15 protein-coding genes and 1 riboswitch are annotated in these 14,012 nt (G+C 45.8%); of the genes, 13 read left to right on the plus strand and 2 right to left on the minus strand.

All coding sequences use genetic code 11. The features are described from left to right. Positions 1-16: 16 nt before the first annotated feature. Positions 17-1,783, minus strand: coding sequence for a M61 family metallopeptidase (locus Q4Q46_RS17055; RefSeq protein WP_311906562.1), 1,767 nt, complete (start codon positions 1,781-1,783; stop codon positions 17-19). 144 nt (positions 1,784-1,927) lie between these two features. Between Q4Q46_RS17055 and hinT the strand changes: the two genes are divergently transcribed. From hinT to tsgA, 6 genes are all read left to right on the plus strand, one after another. Further along, positions 1,928-2,284: a purine nucleoside phosphoramidase gene (gene hinT / locus Q4Q46_RS17060; protein ID WP_006086341.1), complete on the plus strand. Its 357-nt coding sequence runs from the start codon at positions 1,928-1,930 to the stop codon at positions 2,282-2,284. Next, positions 2,281-2,808 carry a PaaI family thioesterase gene (locus Q4Q46_RS17065; protein WP_006081304.1) on the plus strand — a complete coding sequence of 176 codons (528 nt, stop codon included), beginning with the start codon at positions 2,281-2,283 and terminating at the stop codon, positions 2,806-2,808. Before hinT ends, Q4Q46_RS17065 begins: the two co-directional genes overlap by 4 nt. Beyond that, positions 2,795-3,292: a PaaI family thioesterase gene (locus tag Q4Q46_RS17070; RefSeq protein WP_259521415.1), complete on the plus strand. Its 498-nt coding sequence runs from the start codon at positions 2,795-2,797 to the stop codon at positions 3,290-3,292. Before Q4Q46_RS17065 ends, Q4Q46_RS17070 begins: the two co-directional genes overlap by 14 nt. 141 nt (positions 3,293-3,433) lie before the next feature. Further along, complete coding sequence (locus tag Q4Q46_RS17075) at positions 3,434-3,829, plus strand: YcfL family putative periplasmic lipoprotein (protein WP_220592722.1); 396 nt, start codon at positions 3,434-3,436, stop codon at positions 3,827-3,829. A 290-nt stretch (positions 3,830-4,119) separates the two neighbouring features. After that, positions 4,120-4,824 (plus strand): purine-nucleoside phosphorylase, encoded by a 705-nt coding sequence (gene deoD / locus Q4Q46_RS17080; protein ID WP_012196924.1) that lies wholly within the window; start codon positions 4,120-4,122, stop codon positions 4,822-4,824. 50 nt (positions 4,825-4,874) lie between these two features. Next, positions 4,875-6,050, plus strand: a complete 1,176-nt coding sequence (gene tsgA, locus Q4Q46_RS17085) for an MFS transporter TsgA (protein ID WP_311891178.1) — start codon at positions 4,875-4,877, stop codon at positions 6,048-6,050. A gap of 67 nt (positions 6,051-6,117) precedes the next feature. Here the strand turns inward: tsgA and Q4Q46_RS17090 are convergent, their stop codons facing one another. Continuing rightward, entirely contained in the window at positions 6,118-6,798 is a 681-nt protein-coding gene (locus Q4Q46_RS17090; protein WP_261273030.1) for a Crp/Fnr family transcriptional regulator, read from the minus strand. 197 nt (positions 6,799-6,995) lie between these two features. Continuing rightward, a riboswitch (TPP riboswitch) is annotated at positions 6,996-7,121 on the plus strand. A gap of 54 nt (positions 7,122-7,175) precedes the next feature. Between Q4Q46_RS17090 and Q4Q46_RS17095 the strand changes: the two genes are divergently transcribed. The 7 genes from Q4Q46_RS17095 to Q4Q46_RS17125 all read left to right on the plus strand — a co-directional run bounded on the left by Q4Q46_RS17095 (position 7,176) and on the right by Q4Q46_RS17125 (position 13,993). After that, positions 7,176-9,410, plus strand: a complete 2,235-nt coding sequence (locus tag Q4Q46_RS17095; RefSeq protein WP_311906563.1) for a TonB-dependent receptor — start codon at positions 7,176-7,178, stop codon at positions 9,408-9,410. A 106-nt stretch (positions 9,411-9,516) separates the two neighbouring features. Continuing rightward, the gene (locus Q4Q46_RS17100) at positions 9,517-9,777 is read left to right on the plus strand and encodes a hypothetical protein (protein ID WP_006081308.1); all 261 of its coding nucleotides are present in this window, start codon (positions 9,517-9,519) and stop codon (positions 9,775-9,777) included. A 46-nt stretch (positions 9,778-9,823) separates the two neighbouring features. Then, positions 9,824-10,477, plus strand: a complete 654-nt coding sequence (gene pnuC / locus Q4Q46_RS17105; RefSeq protein WP_011846582.1) for a nicotinamide riboside transporter PnuC — start codon at positions 9,824-9,826, stop codon at positions 10,475-10,477. After that, positions 10,477-11,625, plus strand: a complete 1,149-nt coding sequence (locus Q4Q46_RS17110) for a phosphotransferase (RefSeq protein WP_311906564.1) — start codon at positions 10,477-10,479, stop codon at positions 11,623-11,625. Before pnuC ends, Q4Q46_RS17110 begins: the two co-directional genes overlap by 1 nt. A 146-nt stretch (positions 11,626-11,771) precedes the next feature. After that, positions 11,772-12,644 carry a DUF6279 family lipoprotein gene (locus tag Q4Q46_RS17115; protein WP_311906565.1) on the plus strand — a complete coding sequence of 291 codons (873 nt, stop codon included), beginning with the start codon at positions 11,772-11,774 and terminating at the stop codon, positions 12,642-12,644. 70 nt (positions 12,645-12,714) lie between these two features. Next, positions 12,715-13,308, plus strand: a complete 594-nt coding sequence (locus Q4Q46_RS17120; RefSeq protein ID WP_300482073.1) for an HvfX family Cu-binding RiPP maturation protein — start codon at positions 12,715-12,717, stop codon at positions 13,306-13,308. Between the two features lie 136 nt (positions 13,309-13,444). Beyond that, on the plus strand, positions 13,445-13,993 hold the full coding sequence (locus Q4Q46_RS17125; RefSeq protein WP_011846586.1) for an NAD(P)H nitroreductase: 549 nt from the start codon (positions 13,445-13,447) through the stop codon (positions 13,991-13,993). Positions 13,994-14,012: the final 19 nt, after the last annotated feature.

Raw genomic sequence — 14,012 nt, forward strand, 5'->3', positions numbered from 1 at the left:
GAATTAAAACGTTAAATTAACGTCCTAACCAAGCCGCGAGTTTAGTTTTGTCACTAATTGCTAGGGCGACAGTGTCCTTCGGCGCGGCAGTTATCATCAATTCACCCGTCATCAATTCATCCCGTCTAAACCAATGTAGATTCAAGGATTCACCCAGCGGATATTGCTGTAGCTGCGACTCAAATTGCGCGCTGACTTGCAAGTTATCGGCGGCGATTAAGATATCCCCCGCACTTAATCCCGCAAGGTGGGCAGGGCTGCCTTGGGTAACTGTCACCACTTTCAATCCCATCGGCGCCACTTGAGTTTTCGCGCCAAAGGCAATCTCATAACCTTTCGCTTGCCCGCCGCCCACATCCTGCGGACCTTGGCTGGCTCGAAGGTTAAACTCGACGCCAAATTCTGCAAGTAGCGGAGCCAGTGGAATATCGTCGGTGTTATCTAAGTAGACAAACAAATCGTGGCAATCACGGCCTAGGAGTTGCTCGACAATCGCTTGGTGGCAGCTGTCAGTCGTGCCTTTGTCTTGCAGAGCATATTCCTGCCATAAAATCTGCATAACATGGTCGAGATTGTATTTGCCTTGGGTTTCACTGCGCAGGGTTAAATCTAAGTACAGCGCAAACAGCGCGCCTTTGGTGTAATAACTGATGATGGCGTTTTGCGCGTTTTCATCCTGCTTATAGAACTTAGTCCAGGCATTAAAGCTTGAATCTTTAACACTTTGTTTAAAGCGTCCTTGGCTGCGATAGACACGGGTGAAGGTCTCACTCAGCATATCTAAATAGCTGTGTTCATCTACCAACCCAGCGCGATAGGTAAGGAGGTCATCGTAATAGGAAGTGATGCCTTCATAGGCCCACAGTTGTGGCGTGTAGGTTTCAGCCTCAAGTTTATAGGGTAAAAAGCACTCCGGCTTAATCCGCTTCACGTTCCAGCTGTGGAAATACTCGTGGCTGCACAGGGATAAATAAGTGCGATAGTCGTTATTAATTGGCGCATCGAGCGACAGTGGCAAATCCTTGCGAGAACACATCAATGCGGTAGAAGCTCTGTGCTCTAACCCGCCAAAGCCATTGTCTAATACTGTGGTCATAAACAAGTAACGTTTAAACGGCGCAGGCGTACCAAAAAGATTGATTTGATACTCACAAATGGCTTTCAAGTCTTGGCAGAGTCTTGGCATGCAAGCTCGGTGGCGGCCATTGAGGACGATATCGTGTTGGACGCCGCAGGCATCGAAACTGGCTAAGGTAAATAAGCCCATTTCCACTGGATGATCGATAAGCTCGTCATAGCTTGTGGCACTAAATTGGCCGAAGGTAAGATCATCACCACTGATGCGGGTCATGCTGGTAGCGACGCGCCAATCACTTAATGTGGACTCAGAGGGCGGTAACATAGTGACAGTGTGGGTTTGTTGTTCAAAACCGTGGGCGGATAAAAACACGCTACTGCCGTTAAAGAAGCCGTGGGTCGTGTCCAAATGCGCAGTACGTACCGACAGATCCCAAGCATACACTTGATAAGTCAGAATAATTTCGCTGCTATTATTGTCAATCGACCAAGTTTGCTTATCTAGTTGGCTGAGCTTGAGCGTTTGGCCATTGGCATCTTGTGCCTTGAGTTCAATAATATTTTTAGCAAAGTCGCGCACCATATAACTGCCAGGCAGCCAAGCGGGTAGGCTAAAGACTTGCACTGGCTTTGGTTGGGATAATGTCATAGTGACAGCGAATAAATGGGCTTTCGGATCGACGGGGATTATCTGGTAATGGATCATATTTATCCTGCAAAACCTGAGTGTTTTAATGGTGGCCATGCTGCCAAAAATGCCTGCAACTGGCAAATGAAAAGCAAAATATCTACAGACACAAAGCATTGAATTACTAGTATACTATGCCAACTAACCCAAGGAGGACGCCCCATGGCCGAAGAAACGATTTTCAGCAAAATTATTCGTCGCGAAATTCCCGCGGATATTCTGTATCAAGATGAACTTGTGACTGCCTTTAGAGACATTTCCCCTAAGGCGCCAACCCATATTTTGATTGTGCCGAATCATTTGATCCCAACGGCGAACGACATGAAAGCCTCTGATGAGCCGGTGCTTGGCCGTATGATGACTGTTGCGGCTAAATTGGCGGCGGAAGCGGGTATCGCTAAAGATGGCTACCGACTGATCATGAACTGCAATCAACACGGTGGACAAGAAGTCTATCACATTCATTTCCACCTTGTGGGCGGGGAGCCTCTGGGGCCCATGTTGAGCCAAGGCCAATGAAGGTAAATTCGGATTTTTTCCCGCTGACCCAAATGGCCCAGCGGTTTGTGGATCAACTAGCCCAGTGTCGTCGTCTCGGTTTAACCGTACTGGAGGCGAGTGAGCACCATGTGTTGATTGAGTTGCCCTACAGCACTGAATTAATTGGTTATCCCGATACGGGCGTTATCCATGGCGGAGTTATTACTACTTTAATGGATACCGCCTGTGGCAGTGCAGTGGTCAGTGCAATTTTCCATAAATTCAAATTGTTAGAAATCTCACCTACGCTTGATTTGCGGGTGGATTATATGAAGCCCGCTCAGCCCCATAAGCCTGTGTTTGGGTTTGCGGAATGCTACAAGTTGTCTTCCAACATTGCCTTTACCCGCGCGATTGCTTATCAAGACAGCATAGATGATCCTATTGCCCATGCTGTTGGTTCCTTTATGCGGATCAGTCCAGAAATGGTGGGTGATGCCTTTAGACAAGCGCTGATGGGTGAAGCCGTGCCTGAAATAGGAGACACTGATGAGCGCAAATAATTCGGAACTTGGCGCAGCCAGTCCCACTCAAAACGCCCAAGTCAAAGCTCCTATTGATGTGCAAGGCATTGTTAAGCGCGCCACTGAGCTTAACGATTTTGGTCATTTACTTGAGCACGTTCCCTATGCCAAATTTATTGGGATGAAGGTTGAGCGTTTTGGTGATGAGCTGATTTTTAAATTACCTGCTAAGGACGACAATATCGGTAATCCTGTGTTGCCCGCTATCCATGGCGGCGTCATTGCAGGTTTTATGGAGATGTCGGCGATAGTGCAGTTAATGGTTTTTATGCAAACAGCCAAAGTGCCTAAAGTGGTCGATTTTTCTATCGACTATTTGCGTGCGGGTCTGCATAAAGATAGCTTTGCAGAATGTCGCATTACCCGTCAGGGGCGAAGAGTGGCCAACGTGAATATCGATTGTTGGCAAACCAATCGTAAGCAGCTCATCGCTACGGCACGGGCGCACTTTCTGATTGATTAACTCGTTTTAGTGAGCAGATAGTTGAGTGATGATTAAGTCTGTCTTGTTAAGCATAAGTTCAGCACAGTTCACTTAGCTTGTCGTTTAATAGGGAATAATGCGCGCTAGCCGCGCATTTAGTCGCGTGACTGGGAGAAATATATGAAACAAATTTATACCGGACTATTATTGGCCGCGGCGCTGACCTTAGGTGCTTGTGCCTCACATACCGCCGGGATTTCAGTGAGTTCACTGGGTGAAACCCGCGTCGATAATACCAGCTTTGCCCGAGATATTGCGGTACAGAGTGTGGATGCTCGCCGAGTCGGTGATTTAGTGCAGGGCTCTGCGCTGATTGTTAGCAAATCATCAACTGACATGCGTGTGCAGTATAAATTCACTTGGTACGACGCCAGCGGTTACACCATAGAAGATGAGGCAACCAGCTGGAAATCGGTCAAATTACACGGCAAGCAACAATTGCAAGTCTCCGCCGTGGCACCTAATGCCCAAGTGGTTAAATTTGATGTGTACGTGCGCGAAACCTTTTCGAACTAAGCCTGAGTTTGCCTTTGTTTAGTTTATAAATTATTTTTTGATATAAAGTGATTGTTATAATGGCTTACTTCTCTCTGGGGTAAGCCATTTTTATCCGTATTGATTAATTTTTCAACAACCTTTTCTCATTTTTTATCTTTATTAATTCAGCCTTATCATGTTGAAATATGCGATTAATTACTCATTGTTGAGTAAAAAAACTTACTGCAGGGCTAGAACCGGACTTTAGTCCTAAATACATTTAGTGATTGAGCACTACTATCAGCATATTACCACATGAGGATAGAAAGATGACTGCTCATATTAATGCTCAACCTACTGATTTTGCTGAAACTGTTATTATGCCGGGTGATCCACTACGTGCTAAATATATCGCTGAAACCTATCTCACCGATGCCGTAGAAGTCACGAATGTTCGCAATATGCTTGGTTACACGGGCTTTTACCAAGGACAACGCATTTCCGTTATGGGGCATGGTATGGGTATTTCATCTATGGTGCTCTATGGCCATGAGCTGATTAATTATTTTGGCGTGAAACGCATTATTCGTATTGGCAGTTTAGGTGCAACACAAAAACATGTACAAATGCGAGATGTTATTTTAGCCCAAGCCGCAGGTACGGATTCACCTACTAACGCTAAGCGTAGTAGCGGCTACCAAATGGCAACTTCTGCGACCTTTTCTTTATTGCATAAAGCCTATACAACAGCGAATGAGAAAGGTATTAGTGTAAAAGTTGGCAATATCTTTAGTGGTGATCTTTATTACGATCCCGATGAAGATATGATCCCCGCACTTGAGCGTTTTGGGGTATTAGGTATTGATATGGAAGTGGCGGGGCTTTATGGATTGTCACACCAACAAGGTATCGAATCATTAGCCATTTTAACGGTATCGGATCATTGTTTAACCGGTGAAGAAACAACGGCCGAAGAACGCCAACTCTCTTTTAATAATATGATCGAGCTCGCGTTAGAAACCGCCCTCAATTAGGTTTAAAGCCATCCTTTGAACCCTTAGCATTTCACTTATGGAATGACATAATGAATAATAAAATTACTTTAACAGCCATCAGTTTTCTCGCCAATTTTATTATGGCGGGCTTTGCGACCCAATTTGGGATGTTGATTGAACCCATAGCTGAGAAATTTGCTGCTAATGTTAACGAAGTTGCATCAATCTTTTCATTGCTCAATGGTGGTGCACTCGCGGGGACGATTGCAGCATTTTTCTTTATTGAAAAAATGGGTATCAAAAGAATGACCTTGATAAGTTACAGTCTGGTTGCTCTTTCTGCTCTGGCTTTACATCTAACCAATTCCCTACAAGTTGTGATGGTGGCAATGACCTTGATTGGTTTTTGTGGCGGTATCGGTCTATGTATTGCTGGTACGATTGTGGTGTCTGTGTGGCAAGAGAAATTACAAAGCACAATGTTAGTAGTGCAGGATGCGACTTTTAATATTGCAGGTGTTATTTTTCCATTGATAACAACTTATGCATTAACAAGCTCACTATCATGGAGTTATAGCTATTTAGCTGTAGGTTTGGTCGCGTTAGGTACCGTCATTATTACATTATTCACTAATTTTTCTATATGTGAGCAGTCTTCTTCAACAGAAGATAAGCAACAATCTGAGTGGAATTTTGGAATTATTAGCGGGGGTATTGGATTATTTTTAGGGATGCTCGCATTATATACATTTTTAACTTGGGCACCTTTATTTGTAAAACAAAAATTTGATATTCCGTTTGAAGAGGCGGGTAATATTATTACCCAGTATTGGTCCGCTGCGCTAATTGGTGCCCTAATTTCGACTGTGATTGTGACTCGTGTAAAAATTCACCATTTCTTAGTTGGTATTATTGCTTTAGCTATGGTGCTCACCTCTGCCATTGTCAGTACCAATAATCTTAATTGGATAGCTTATTTAACCTATGGTTACGGTTTTGTGTGTGCCGCGCTTTATAATGCATTTATTGCTTATGGCGTGTCTTTTGTAAAAAAAGCCAGCAGCAAAAATGTGTCATATATTCTTATTAGCGGAAGTGCAGGGGCGATGTTTAGCCCAGCCATCAGTTCTTTCTTTGAACGTATTATCGGATTACAAACAGTGATGTATGTGATTCCTTTGCTTTACGCAGCGATATTTATGTTATTGATCGTTTCAAGTCGGATGAAATCGGCTATGGAACAACACTCGCCATCGGTAAGTTAATTTACCTGTGCATCCATCCCACACTCGGTTGTTAAATTAAGTCGAGTGTGGGTTATGCTGAAAGCGATTATATGCCTGCTTCAACAAATTTCTTGAGTGCGTTGAGATCACAAATCCGAATGCCATCTTTTTTCCGCTCAATTAAGCCTCGTTCCTCAAGATTTTGTAGTGCCCGACGGTAGACTCGGTCGGTAGTACCAAATCGTTCAGCCTCTAAATAGCGTTTACTAAAGCCATCTACGGGCAAGTCATTTAAGTATTCATGGTAAATATCAAATGCCACGTTATAACTGATGGGATAGAGCAGTCGCCGAGTAAAAATATCCACTGTGTCTTGGTAGTCAATCGCAATTGCACTAGCGAAAAATAGCGCGAGTTGAGGGTGTTGACCGAGGTAATGTTGCAGTTTTTCAGCGCTAATCAACGTGATTTCTAAGGGTTCACTGGCAATAATGTCTAGTTGACAGTGGTACTGGGTGAAGAACTCCATTTCGCCAAACAGCTGTGAATCACAATCAATAGTACCTAATTGAAAACACCGACCATTTCTCGCGGTATGGCCGAGTGATACGCGACCTTGCTTCACCAATACAAGTGATGCCATCGCTTCCCCCTGCGTCATGAGGTGAGCGCCTTTTTTGAGCATTTTTATTTCGCTGATACAGCTAAGTACAACCGCTTCAATAAGTGGATAGTCTTGCTCCCATCGCTGGCTATAACGTCCTTTCGATAAAGGTTTTAGCTGCATCGACTATGATCCTCTTACTGTTTTCGAAATTGCGACCTTCTATAGCATTATCATGATAGGCGGTCAAATGGACGAAAGGATTTAGGCGGCTACTAAAGATATTTTCATCATACGAACTGAAAGGCCGTGGTTTTCGCGACATTTAATTGAATCGCAGAGATAAGAGTGCCCACTTTTTATTTCCGTCATGTATACTAGGCGCCGCCAAGGGGTGTTTGCAGCGAATGAATTTACATTGATTACTGCAAACTGAGATGTCAGTTGACGAACCCTTAGAACCTGATCCGGCTAATACCGGCGTAGGAATGGGCCAATCAACAGCACACTTCTGAATCGCTTATTCGTTGCCGGATCTCAAACTATGTATTTGAGGTCCTATGTTAAACAGTAAAACGCTAAACAGTAACACGTCAAAACGTCATTCCCCGTTTTCAACCGTATCGCCCAGCTTGTTTTTAACCCGAGCGCCGCTGGCATTAGCCATTGCTGCTGCGCTGAGCTCTGCTGCATTTGCACAAACAGATGCTATCGATAAACCCGATCCCAGCACTGAGATGGAAGTCATGGTGGTGACGGCGGATTTTCGCAGCTCAAGTTTAGAAAAAATGCCCTCCAGCATTACCGTTATCGACAGTCAAAAAATTCAAGATGAAAGCGCGCAGCACTTTGAAGATCTGCTCAATTCTATCGCCAACTTTAACTGGTCAGGTGGAAGTTCGCGGCCTAAATATTTTCAAATTCGCGGCGTAGGTGAGCAAGAGCAATACCAAGGTGCACCTAATTCTTCTGTAGGTTACATCATAGATGATATCGATTTATCCGGTATTGGCATGGTGTCGAGCATGTACGATCTACAACAGGTCGAAGTGCTACGTGGACCACAGGGCACACGTTATGGCGCGAATGCCTTAGCGGGACTGATTTATCTGAAAAGTAACGACCCCACCGATGTGTTTGAACATGGTGCAGAAGTCTCGTTAGGCGATGATGATTTACGCACGTTTAGCGGTTTCAGTTCTGGCCCATTAACGGATTCTGGCAAGCTACTTTATCGTGTGTCACTGCAGCAACATCAACAAAATGGCTACCACGACAACCTCTATTTAGGTCGTGACGATACCAATGGCCGCGATGAGTTCAGCGGCCGCGCTAAGCTGCGCTGGTATGCGACTGACGATTTGCAGTTTGATTTAACTGTGCTGCACGCCGATTTTGATAATGGCTACGATGTGTGGAGTTTAACCAATTCACCGACCCAGACGACATCGGATCAACCGGGTGTCGATAGCCAGCGCACCACAGGCGCAGGCTTTAAAGCGACCTATTCTGGCGCCGAAACCTTTGAGTTGACCTCGTTAACGTCCTTTGCGAATACCGATCACCATTACAGTTACGATGGCGATTGGTCGAACCCAGAGTATTGGGCTTCTAAGCAATGCAGTGATGACTATGGCAATCTGGCGCCGTGCCAATATGATTATTTTTGGGATAAAACGGGTCAGCGTAAAACCGCGTCGCAAGAGTTTCGCTTAAGTTCTACCGAGCAGGGCCGAATTTTTGCGGACAGCACAGATTGGTTGCTTGGTGTGTACGCCATGAATCTGAAAGAAGATAACCAATTGTATTCTGAATACAATACTTGGCCGGATGAAGTCTTAGACTCTGAGTATGAAGCGACGAACTATGCCTTGTTTGGTCAGCTCGATACGGATCTGGGCTCAGATTATGCCTTATCTGTGGGTTTACGTTTAGAGCGCCGCAATAGCCATTACTCAGATACGAATAACGATAATTTCGACCCGAGCGAAACCATGTGGGGTGGTCATATTGCAGTGAGTAAAGTGCTGAATGACTCACACAACGCATATGTCCGTGTCGCGCGCGGTTACAAGGCGGGCGGTTTTAACATGACTTTGCCTGTCGAACTGAACGATAAAAAAGAGTTCAGTACTGAGACGCTTTATAACTATGAAGTCGGCCTTAAATCTTATTGGCTAGCGGGGCTAATCGATACTAATCTGGCGCTGTTCTATATGGACAGACAAGATCAACAGGTGGCGGCATCCCAGCAAGACCCTGATAAACCACAGCGTTTTATTTTGTTCACCGAAAACGCAGGCAGTTCGAATAACTATGGTGCTGAGTTAGATGCGACCTGGTATGCCACGGATAATCTACAAATTTACTCAAGCTTAGGTTGGTTAGAAACCGCCTACGGCGATTATCAGTATCAGGACAAATATGGCACTGAGGTGGATTTAACTGGCCGCGATCTGGCCCATTCACCACACTTTACCTACAGCCTTGGTGGGACTTATCGTGCCAATTCGGGTTGGTTTGCTAACCTAAACCTGAGCGGTAAGAGTGAGTTTTACTATTCCGACAGCAATGAATCCCGCTCTGAGCCCTACACTATCGTCAATGCCCGCGTGGGCTATGAGGCGAGTGCATGGTCGGCTTATTTATGGGGCCGTAATTTGTTCAATGAAGAATACGGTGTGCGCGGTTTCTACTTCGGTAACGAGCCTGATAATGGCTGGGCAGAAAAGCAATATATTCGTTACGGTGATCCGCGTCAGATTGGCGTCAGCTTTAACGTTAAGTTTATGTAAAAGCTCATGTAATAGCACATATCACTATGAGCCTATTGGGTTAACTCATGACTAAGCTGTAGTCCAGTGTAAGGGCTGCAGCTTCTCTCAAATTTAAGGAATTAAAATGAAACTGACCGCAGAAATTAGCATGTATCCCTTCAATGAGAACTACCTCGATCCGATTAAGTGGTTCATTGGCCGGGTGGATAGCTATCCTCATATCGAGCGCGTCACGAATGCGATGGCAACACAAGTGTGCGGCGATTATTTAGATGTGATGACTATGCTGGCGACCGAGATGCAAGCCGCCCATGAGAAGTGGGGCAAGGCAGTATTTGTGTGTAAGTTTATCGGTGGTGAGCTTAATTTAGCCCACAGCGAATAACGCTTTACCGTCACATACGCGATAAATAGGCAGTGAGAACAACACAATGACAGATTTATGGTTAACCATGGTCGAGAGTATGAATGCGGCCTTTGGTGAAGTCCATGTGATGACCGCATGGGAAGCTTTGGCGGTATTGCTAGCCATGGCATATCTACTGCTGGCGATGAAGGCGAGCGTCTGGTGCTGGGCGGCGGCCTTTGCCAGTACCGCCATTTACACTGTGTTGTTTTGGAAGGTGTCGTTACTGATGGAGTCAGTGCTGAATATCTATTATATGGCGATGGCGCTCTATGGATATTGGCTCTGGACCCAAGGCGGCGATAAACATCAAGGGGTCAAAGTGACCACTTGGCCGCTGAAAACTCACTTGAAACTGATCGCGGTGACAGGCGTTATTTCGTTATTAGTCGGTCACGGCATGGCGACGTATACTCAGGCCGCATTCCCATATTTAGATGCGGCCACGACCTGTTTTGCTGTGATGACGACCTATTTAGTCGCGAAGAAAGTACTTGAAAATTGGCTCTATTGGGTCGTTATCGACATAGTGTCGATTTACCTTTATCTCAGCAAAGGCTTGATGCTGACCTCGTTATTATTCGTACTCTATGTGGGGCTTGCTGTAGTAGGGTATTTCCTGTGGCGCACTGCGTTAGCCGACGCCCGTGAGGCCAATGCCTTGAAGTTACTCAGTTAATGCTCGATGTAATCGCAGCCATGCAATACACAGCGGGCGAATCATTCAACGCACTCTTGCCCATACTCAAACGAGCTGGACTTGAGCAAGTGCTGAGCATTTGCGAGCTTTCCGGCGGCTTGAGTAATCATAACTACAAGATCACTACGCCTGCAGGCAGTTATGTGCTGCGGGTCAATGCCGATGCGGCGGACAGTTTTTGCTTCCGCGAGCAGGAGCGTTTTTACTGGCAACAACTCGCCCAAGCTAAACTTGCCCCAGCACTGCTGTGGGTGAGTGAAGATGAGCGCTACTACCTCAGTGATTTTATTGAGAGTGACCTTATCGAAAGTGCTGTAGCGAGCGTTGCAGAGTGTGCAGTAATTGAACACAATGTGATTGATAGCGAACGCTTTCAACGTAAACGCTTCATCCATTGGCCTGCCTTAGAGCGCCAAACCAGTGCCGCTGATTTTGTGCTGGGGCAGTCGTCTTTGGGTATTTTATATCACGGCTATTCACAACAAGCTTATTTAAATCCTGAACCTTGGCTGATGCCAATACAGCAAGATAAGCATCCCAACTCAGCTGCGAATTTACTGCTGGAATTATTGCTGCAATTGCGGGAACTGCCCACAGGTTCTTATGCCATTAGTATCACAGAGCAATGGCAGGAATATCACCAGCAGATGCTTGCCTATCAGGCATCTCTTGCGCTCACGCACGATTGGAGTGAGCGAGTGGCTAAGCTGCTTGGTATTCAAATCGACATCAAACATTGGTGTGATGACTTAGCGGCTTGTTTAATTAAGCCGCAGTTTTGCCATCGCGATCTTAATCCCCACAATCTGTTACTCAAAAACAACCGCTTGTATTGTATCGATTTTGAGTATGCGACGGCGTCGCATCCACTGTGTGAGTTAGCCGTAGTGTTAGCGACCCATGCGTTAACGCCAGCCCAGCAAAACGAGTTAGTGACGCAGTATCTGAGTCAACATCCCTATGTCACGTCCCACGCCGTAGCGGCCGTGCCTGCCGCCATTGACATGTACTGGGTATTTGCTTGCTACTGGGCATTATTGATGGCAGCGCAAACGGAGCCCAGTCGTAGCGCCGACTATCTCGCATGGTTTGATTGTTTTTGGCCGCTCATCACCCAAGCATCATAACGATTAGCGGCACGATTGGCGATTTAAAGCAGGCAAAGTATTAACATATTAAAAACCTTTATTAGACAAACTTGTTTGATATAAGAGGCAACTTTATATAGGCTCAAGCGTCATATTAGTAACAGTTCTAGGATGGATGATTCAGTATGAAAAAAGGCGTGATGCTACTTGTGTGTCTCTTAGGCTTAAGCGCCTGTTCCACTAAATTCAGTTACCATTTCCTCGATTGGGCCATCGGTTGGGAGCAAGAGGACTACGTTACCTTAGATAAACCGCAGCAAAAGGCATTTGACGCCCTCATTGAGAAATTTGTTCTCTGGCACCAATCCAAAGAATTGTCCCATTATGTGGTGCAATTAACCGAAGTCGAAAGCCTCATCAAAACCAATACCTTAACACCAGTATTATGGGCCGAGCATGTGGAGATTGCTAAGCGGCATTGGTTTCGTTTGTTTGAGTTTGCCTTGCCAGAGTTACTGCCCATCATAATGTCCTTGTCCGATGAACAGGTGAAGCAAATCCTCGCCAAATTACGGGAAGATGAGCAGGAGCTTGTCAAAGAGTTTGCCGGCAAAACCCCAACGCAGTTACAAAAAGAGGCCGATGAAAACCTTCAAGAGCAATTTGATGACTGGCTTGGCAGCGTGAGTACTGAACAAAAAGAGCTTATTCATCAGTATAATCAACAGCGTTTATCCACCTTAGATATGTGGCTCGAGTATCGCCACGAATGGTTACGTCAGTTTGAGGTCGCCCTTGGCCAGCGCGCCGATAAAGCGCTATTAACCGAGCGTTTGACCTTGCTAATGACGCAGCCCGATGAGCTTAAGTCTGAACAACATAAAGTTTTTTTGCGTAAAAATACTGAGGCATTTGGAACCTTACTGCTAGCGATGAACGCGAGCCTATCGGATAAGCAGTCGAAGCACTTTTATAAAAAGTTGGGCGGACTCATTCAAGATCTCACCGAGCTTAATCAAGAAGCCATTGAAAAAGAGGCAAGTGCAAAAAAAGCCTAGGCCATGAAAGATTTATGGGCTTGCTAGGGTCTATTCCTGCAAGCCAATTCATCAGTCAAAGAGAGACACTATGCCACTTGCATCCCGTTACCAAAAATTGCTCAATATGAGTCGCTATTTCGATGGTTTAGCACCATTAGCCCTCAGGATTTACCTTGCGCCCGTGTTGATGCAAGCGGGTTATAACAAGCTCGCCCACTTTGACGATACGGTGGCTTGGTTTGCCAATCCCGATTGGGGTTTAGGCCTGCCAATGCCGGCGGTAATGGCAGGATTGGCGGCGGGAACCGAGTTCTTTGGCGCTATCTTATTACTGCTTGGGCTTGCGACTCGGCTGATATCTATCCCTTTGATGGTCACTATGTTGGTCGCCGCATTGACAGTGCATTGGCCAAATGGCTGGTTAGCGATTGCCGATGGCAGTTCTTGGCTTGCCAACGACAGAGTGCTTGAAGCAGGGGATAAACTGGCGAAAGCTAAAGAAATATTGCAGGAGCATGGTAATTACGACTGGCTGACCAGCTCAGGTAACTTAGCTGTGCTTAATAATGGTATTGAGTTTGCGGCCACTTATTTCATTATGTTGTTGGCACTCTTTACCTTAGGCGGCGGCCGTTACACTAGCCTAGATTATTTCATCGCTAAGCGTTGCGGGGTTAAGTAAGCATTTTATAAAGAGCTCTGGATTTTCAAGCGCAATCAAAGCGTTAAATCCCATCCATGCGGTGGGATTTTTTTATGCCTCTTTGCCTGCAATTTGCTATGCTTGAACGCAATTTATATCGAACTAGGATAAGAACTTGGACGCTATTGAACTTTTGCTCACCCGTCAATCGACCCCGCGATTAATCGCTCCCGCTCCCGATGCGAGTCAATTAAAAATCATCTTAGATGCTGCCATTCGTGTGCCAGATCATGGTGCATTAGCCCCATGGGAATTTATTATTGCCACGGATCAAGGGTTAAACACCTTAGCCGATATCTTTGTTGAGGCGGCTAAAGCCAGCGGCGCCGACGAGGATTTCGTTAATAAAGCCAAGGGTATGCCAATGCGTGCGCCTATGGTGATCACTGTCGTTGCAAAAACGCAGCAACACCCTAAAGTGCCTGTACTTGAACAACAAATTGCAGCGGGCTGCGCAACGATGGCGATGCAACAAGCGGCTTTTGCCTTAGGCATAGGCGCGGTATGGCGCACGGGCGATTTTGCCTTCGATGCTAATGTGAATGCCGCCTTAGGCCTTGAACCACACGACCAAATTGTCGGCTTTTTGTATGTCGGTACGCCAGCGGTTGTGGCACCCCAAAAACCGCAAAAGGACGGCAGCCAATACGTCCGTTATTTATGAAAAAGCTTATGACTATATT

Origin of the sequence: Shewanella vaxholmensis, from assembly GCF_031932135.1 — a bacterium.
Taxonomy (GTDB): domain Bacteria; phylum Pseudomonadota; class Gammaproteobacteria; order Enterobacterales; family Shewanellaceae; genus Shewanella; species Shewanella hafniensis.

Bases quoted from the DNA above. Each gene is read 5' to 3' on its own strand.
- pnuC (WP_011846582.1), top strand. From the start codon at position 9,824: ATGACAGATTTATGGTTAACCATGGTCGAGAGTATGAATGCGGCCTTT.
- Q4Q46_RS17055 (WP_311906562.1), bottom strand. From the start codon at position 1,783: ATGATCCATTACCAGATAATCCCCGTCGATCCGAAAGCCCATTTATTC.
- Q4Q46_RS17070 (WP_259521415.1), top strand. From the start codon at position 2,795: ATGAGCGCAAATAATTCGGAACTTGGCGCAGCCAGTCCCACTCAAAAC.
- Q4Q46_RS17115 (WP_311906565.1), top strand. From the start codon at position 11,772: ATGAAAAAAGGCGTGATGCTACTTGTGTGTCTCTTAGGCTTAAGCGCC.
- tsgA (WP_311891178.1), top strand. From the start codon at position 4,875: ATGAATAATAAAATTACTTTAACAGCCATCAGTTTTCTCGCCAATTTT.
- Q4Q46_RS17110 (WP_311906564.1), top strand. From the start codon at position 10,477: ATGCTCGATGTAATCGCAGCCATGCAATACACAGCGGGCGAATCATTC.
- hinT (WP_006086341.1), top strand. From the start codon at position 1,928: ATGGCCGAAGAAACGATTTTCAGCAAAATTATTCGTCGCGAAATTCCC.
- Q4Q46_RS17100 (WP_006081308.1), top strand. From the start codon at position 9,517: ATGAAACTGACCGCAGAAATTAGCATGTATCCCTTCAATGAGAACTAC.
- Q4Q46_RS17120 (WP_300482073.1), top strand. From the start codon at position 12,715: ATGCCACTTGCATCCCGTTACCAAAAATTGCTCAATATGAGTCGCTAT.
- Q4Q46_RS17065 (WP_006081304.1), top strand. From the start codon at position 2,281: ATGAAGGTAAATTCGGATTTTTTCCCGCTGACCCAAATGGCCCAGCGG.
- Q4Q46_RS17095 (WP_311906563.1), top strand. From the start codon at position 7,176: ATGTTAAACAGTAAAACGCTAAACAGTAACACGTCAAAACGTCATTCC.
- deoD (WP_012196924.1), top strand. From the start codon at position 4,120: ATGACTGCTCATATTAATGCTCAACCTACTGATTTTGCTGAAACTGTT.
- Q4Q46_RS17075 (WP_220592722.1), top strand. From the start codon at position 3,434: ATGAAACAAATTTATACCGGACTATTATTGGCCGCGGCGCTGACCTTA.
- Q4Q46_RS17090 (WP_261273030.1), bottom strand. From the start codon at position 6,798: ATGCAGCTAAAACCTTTATCGAAAGGACGTTATAGCCAGCGATGGGAG.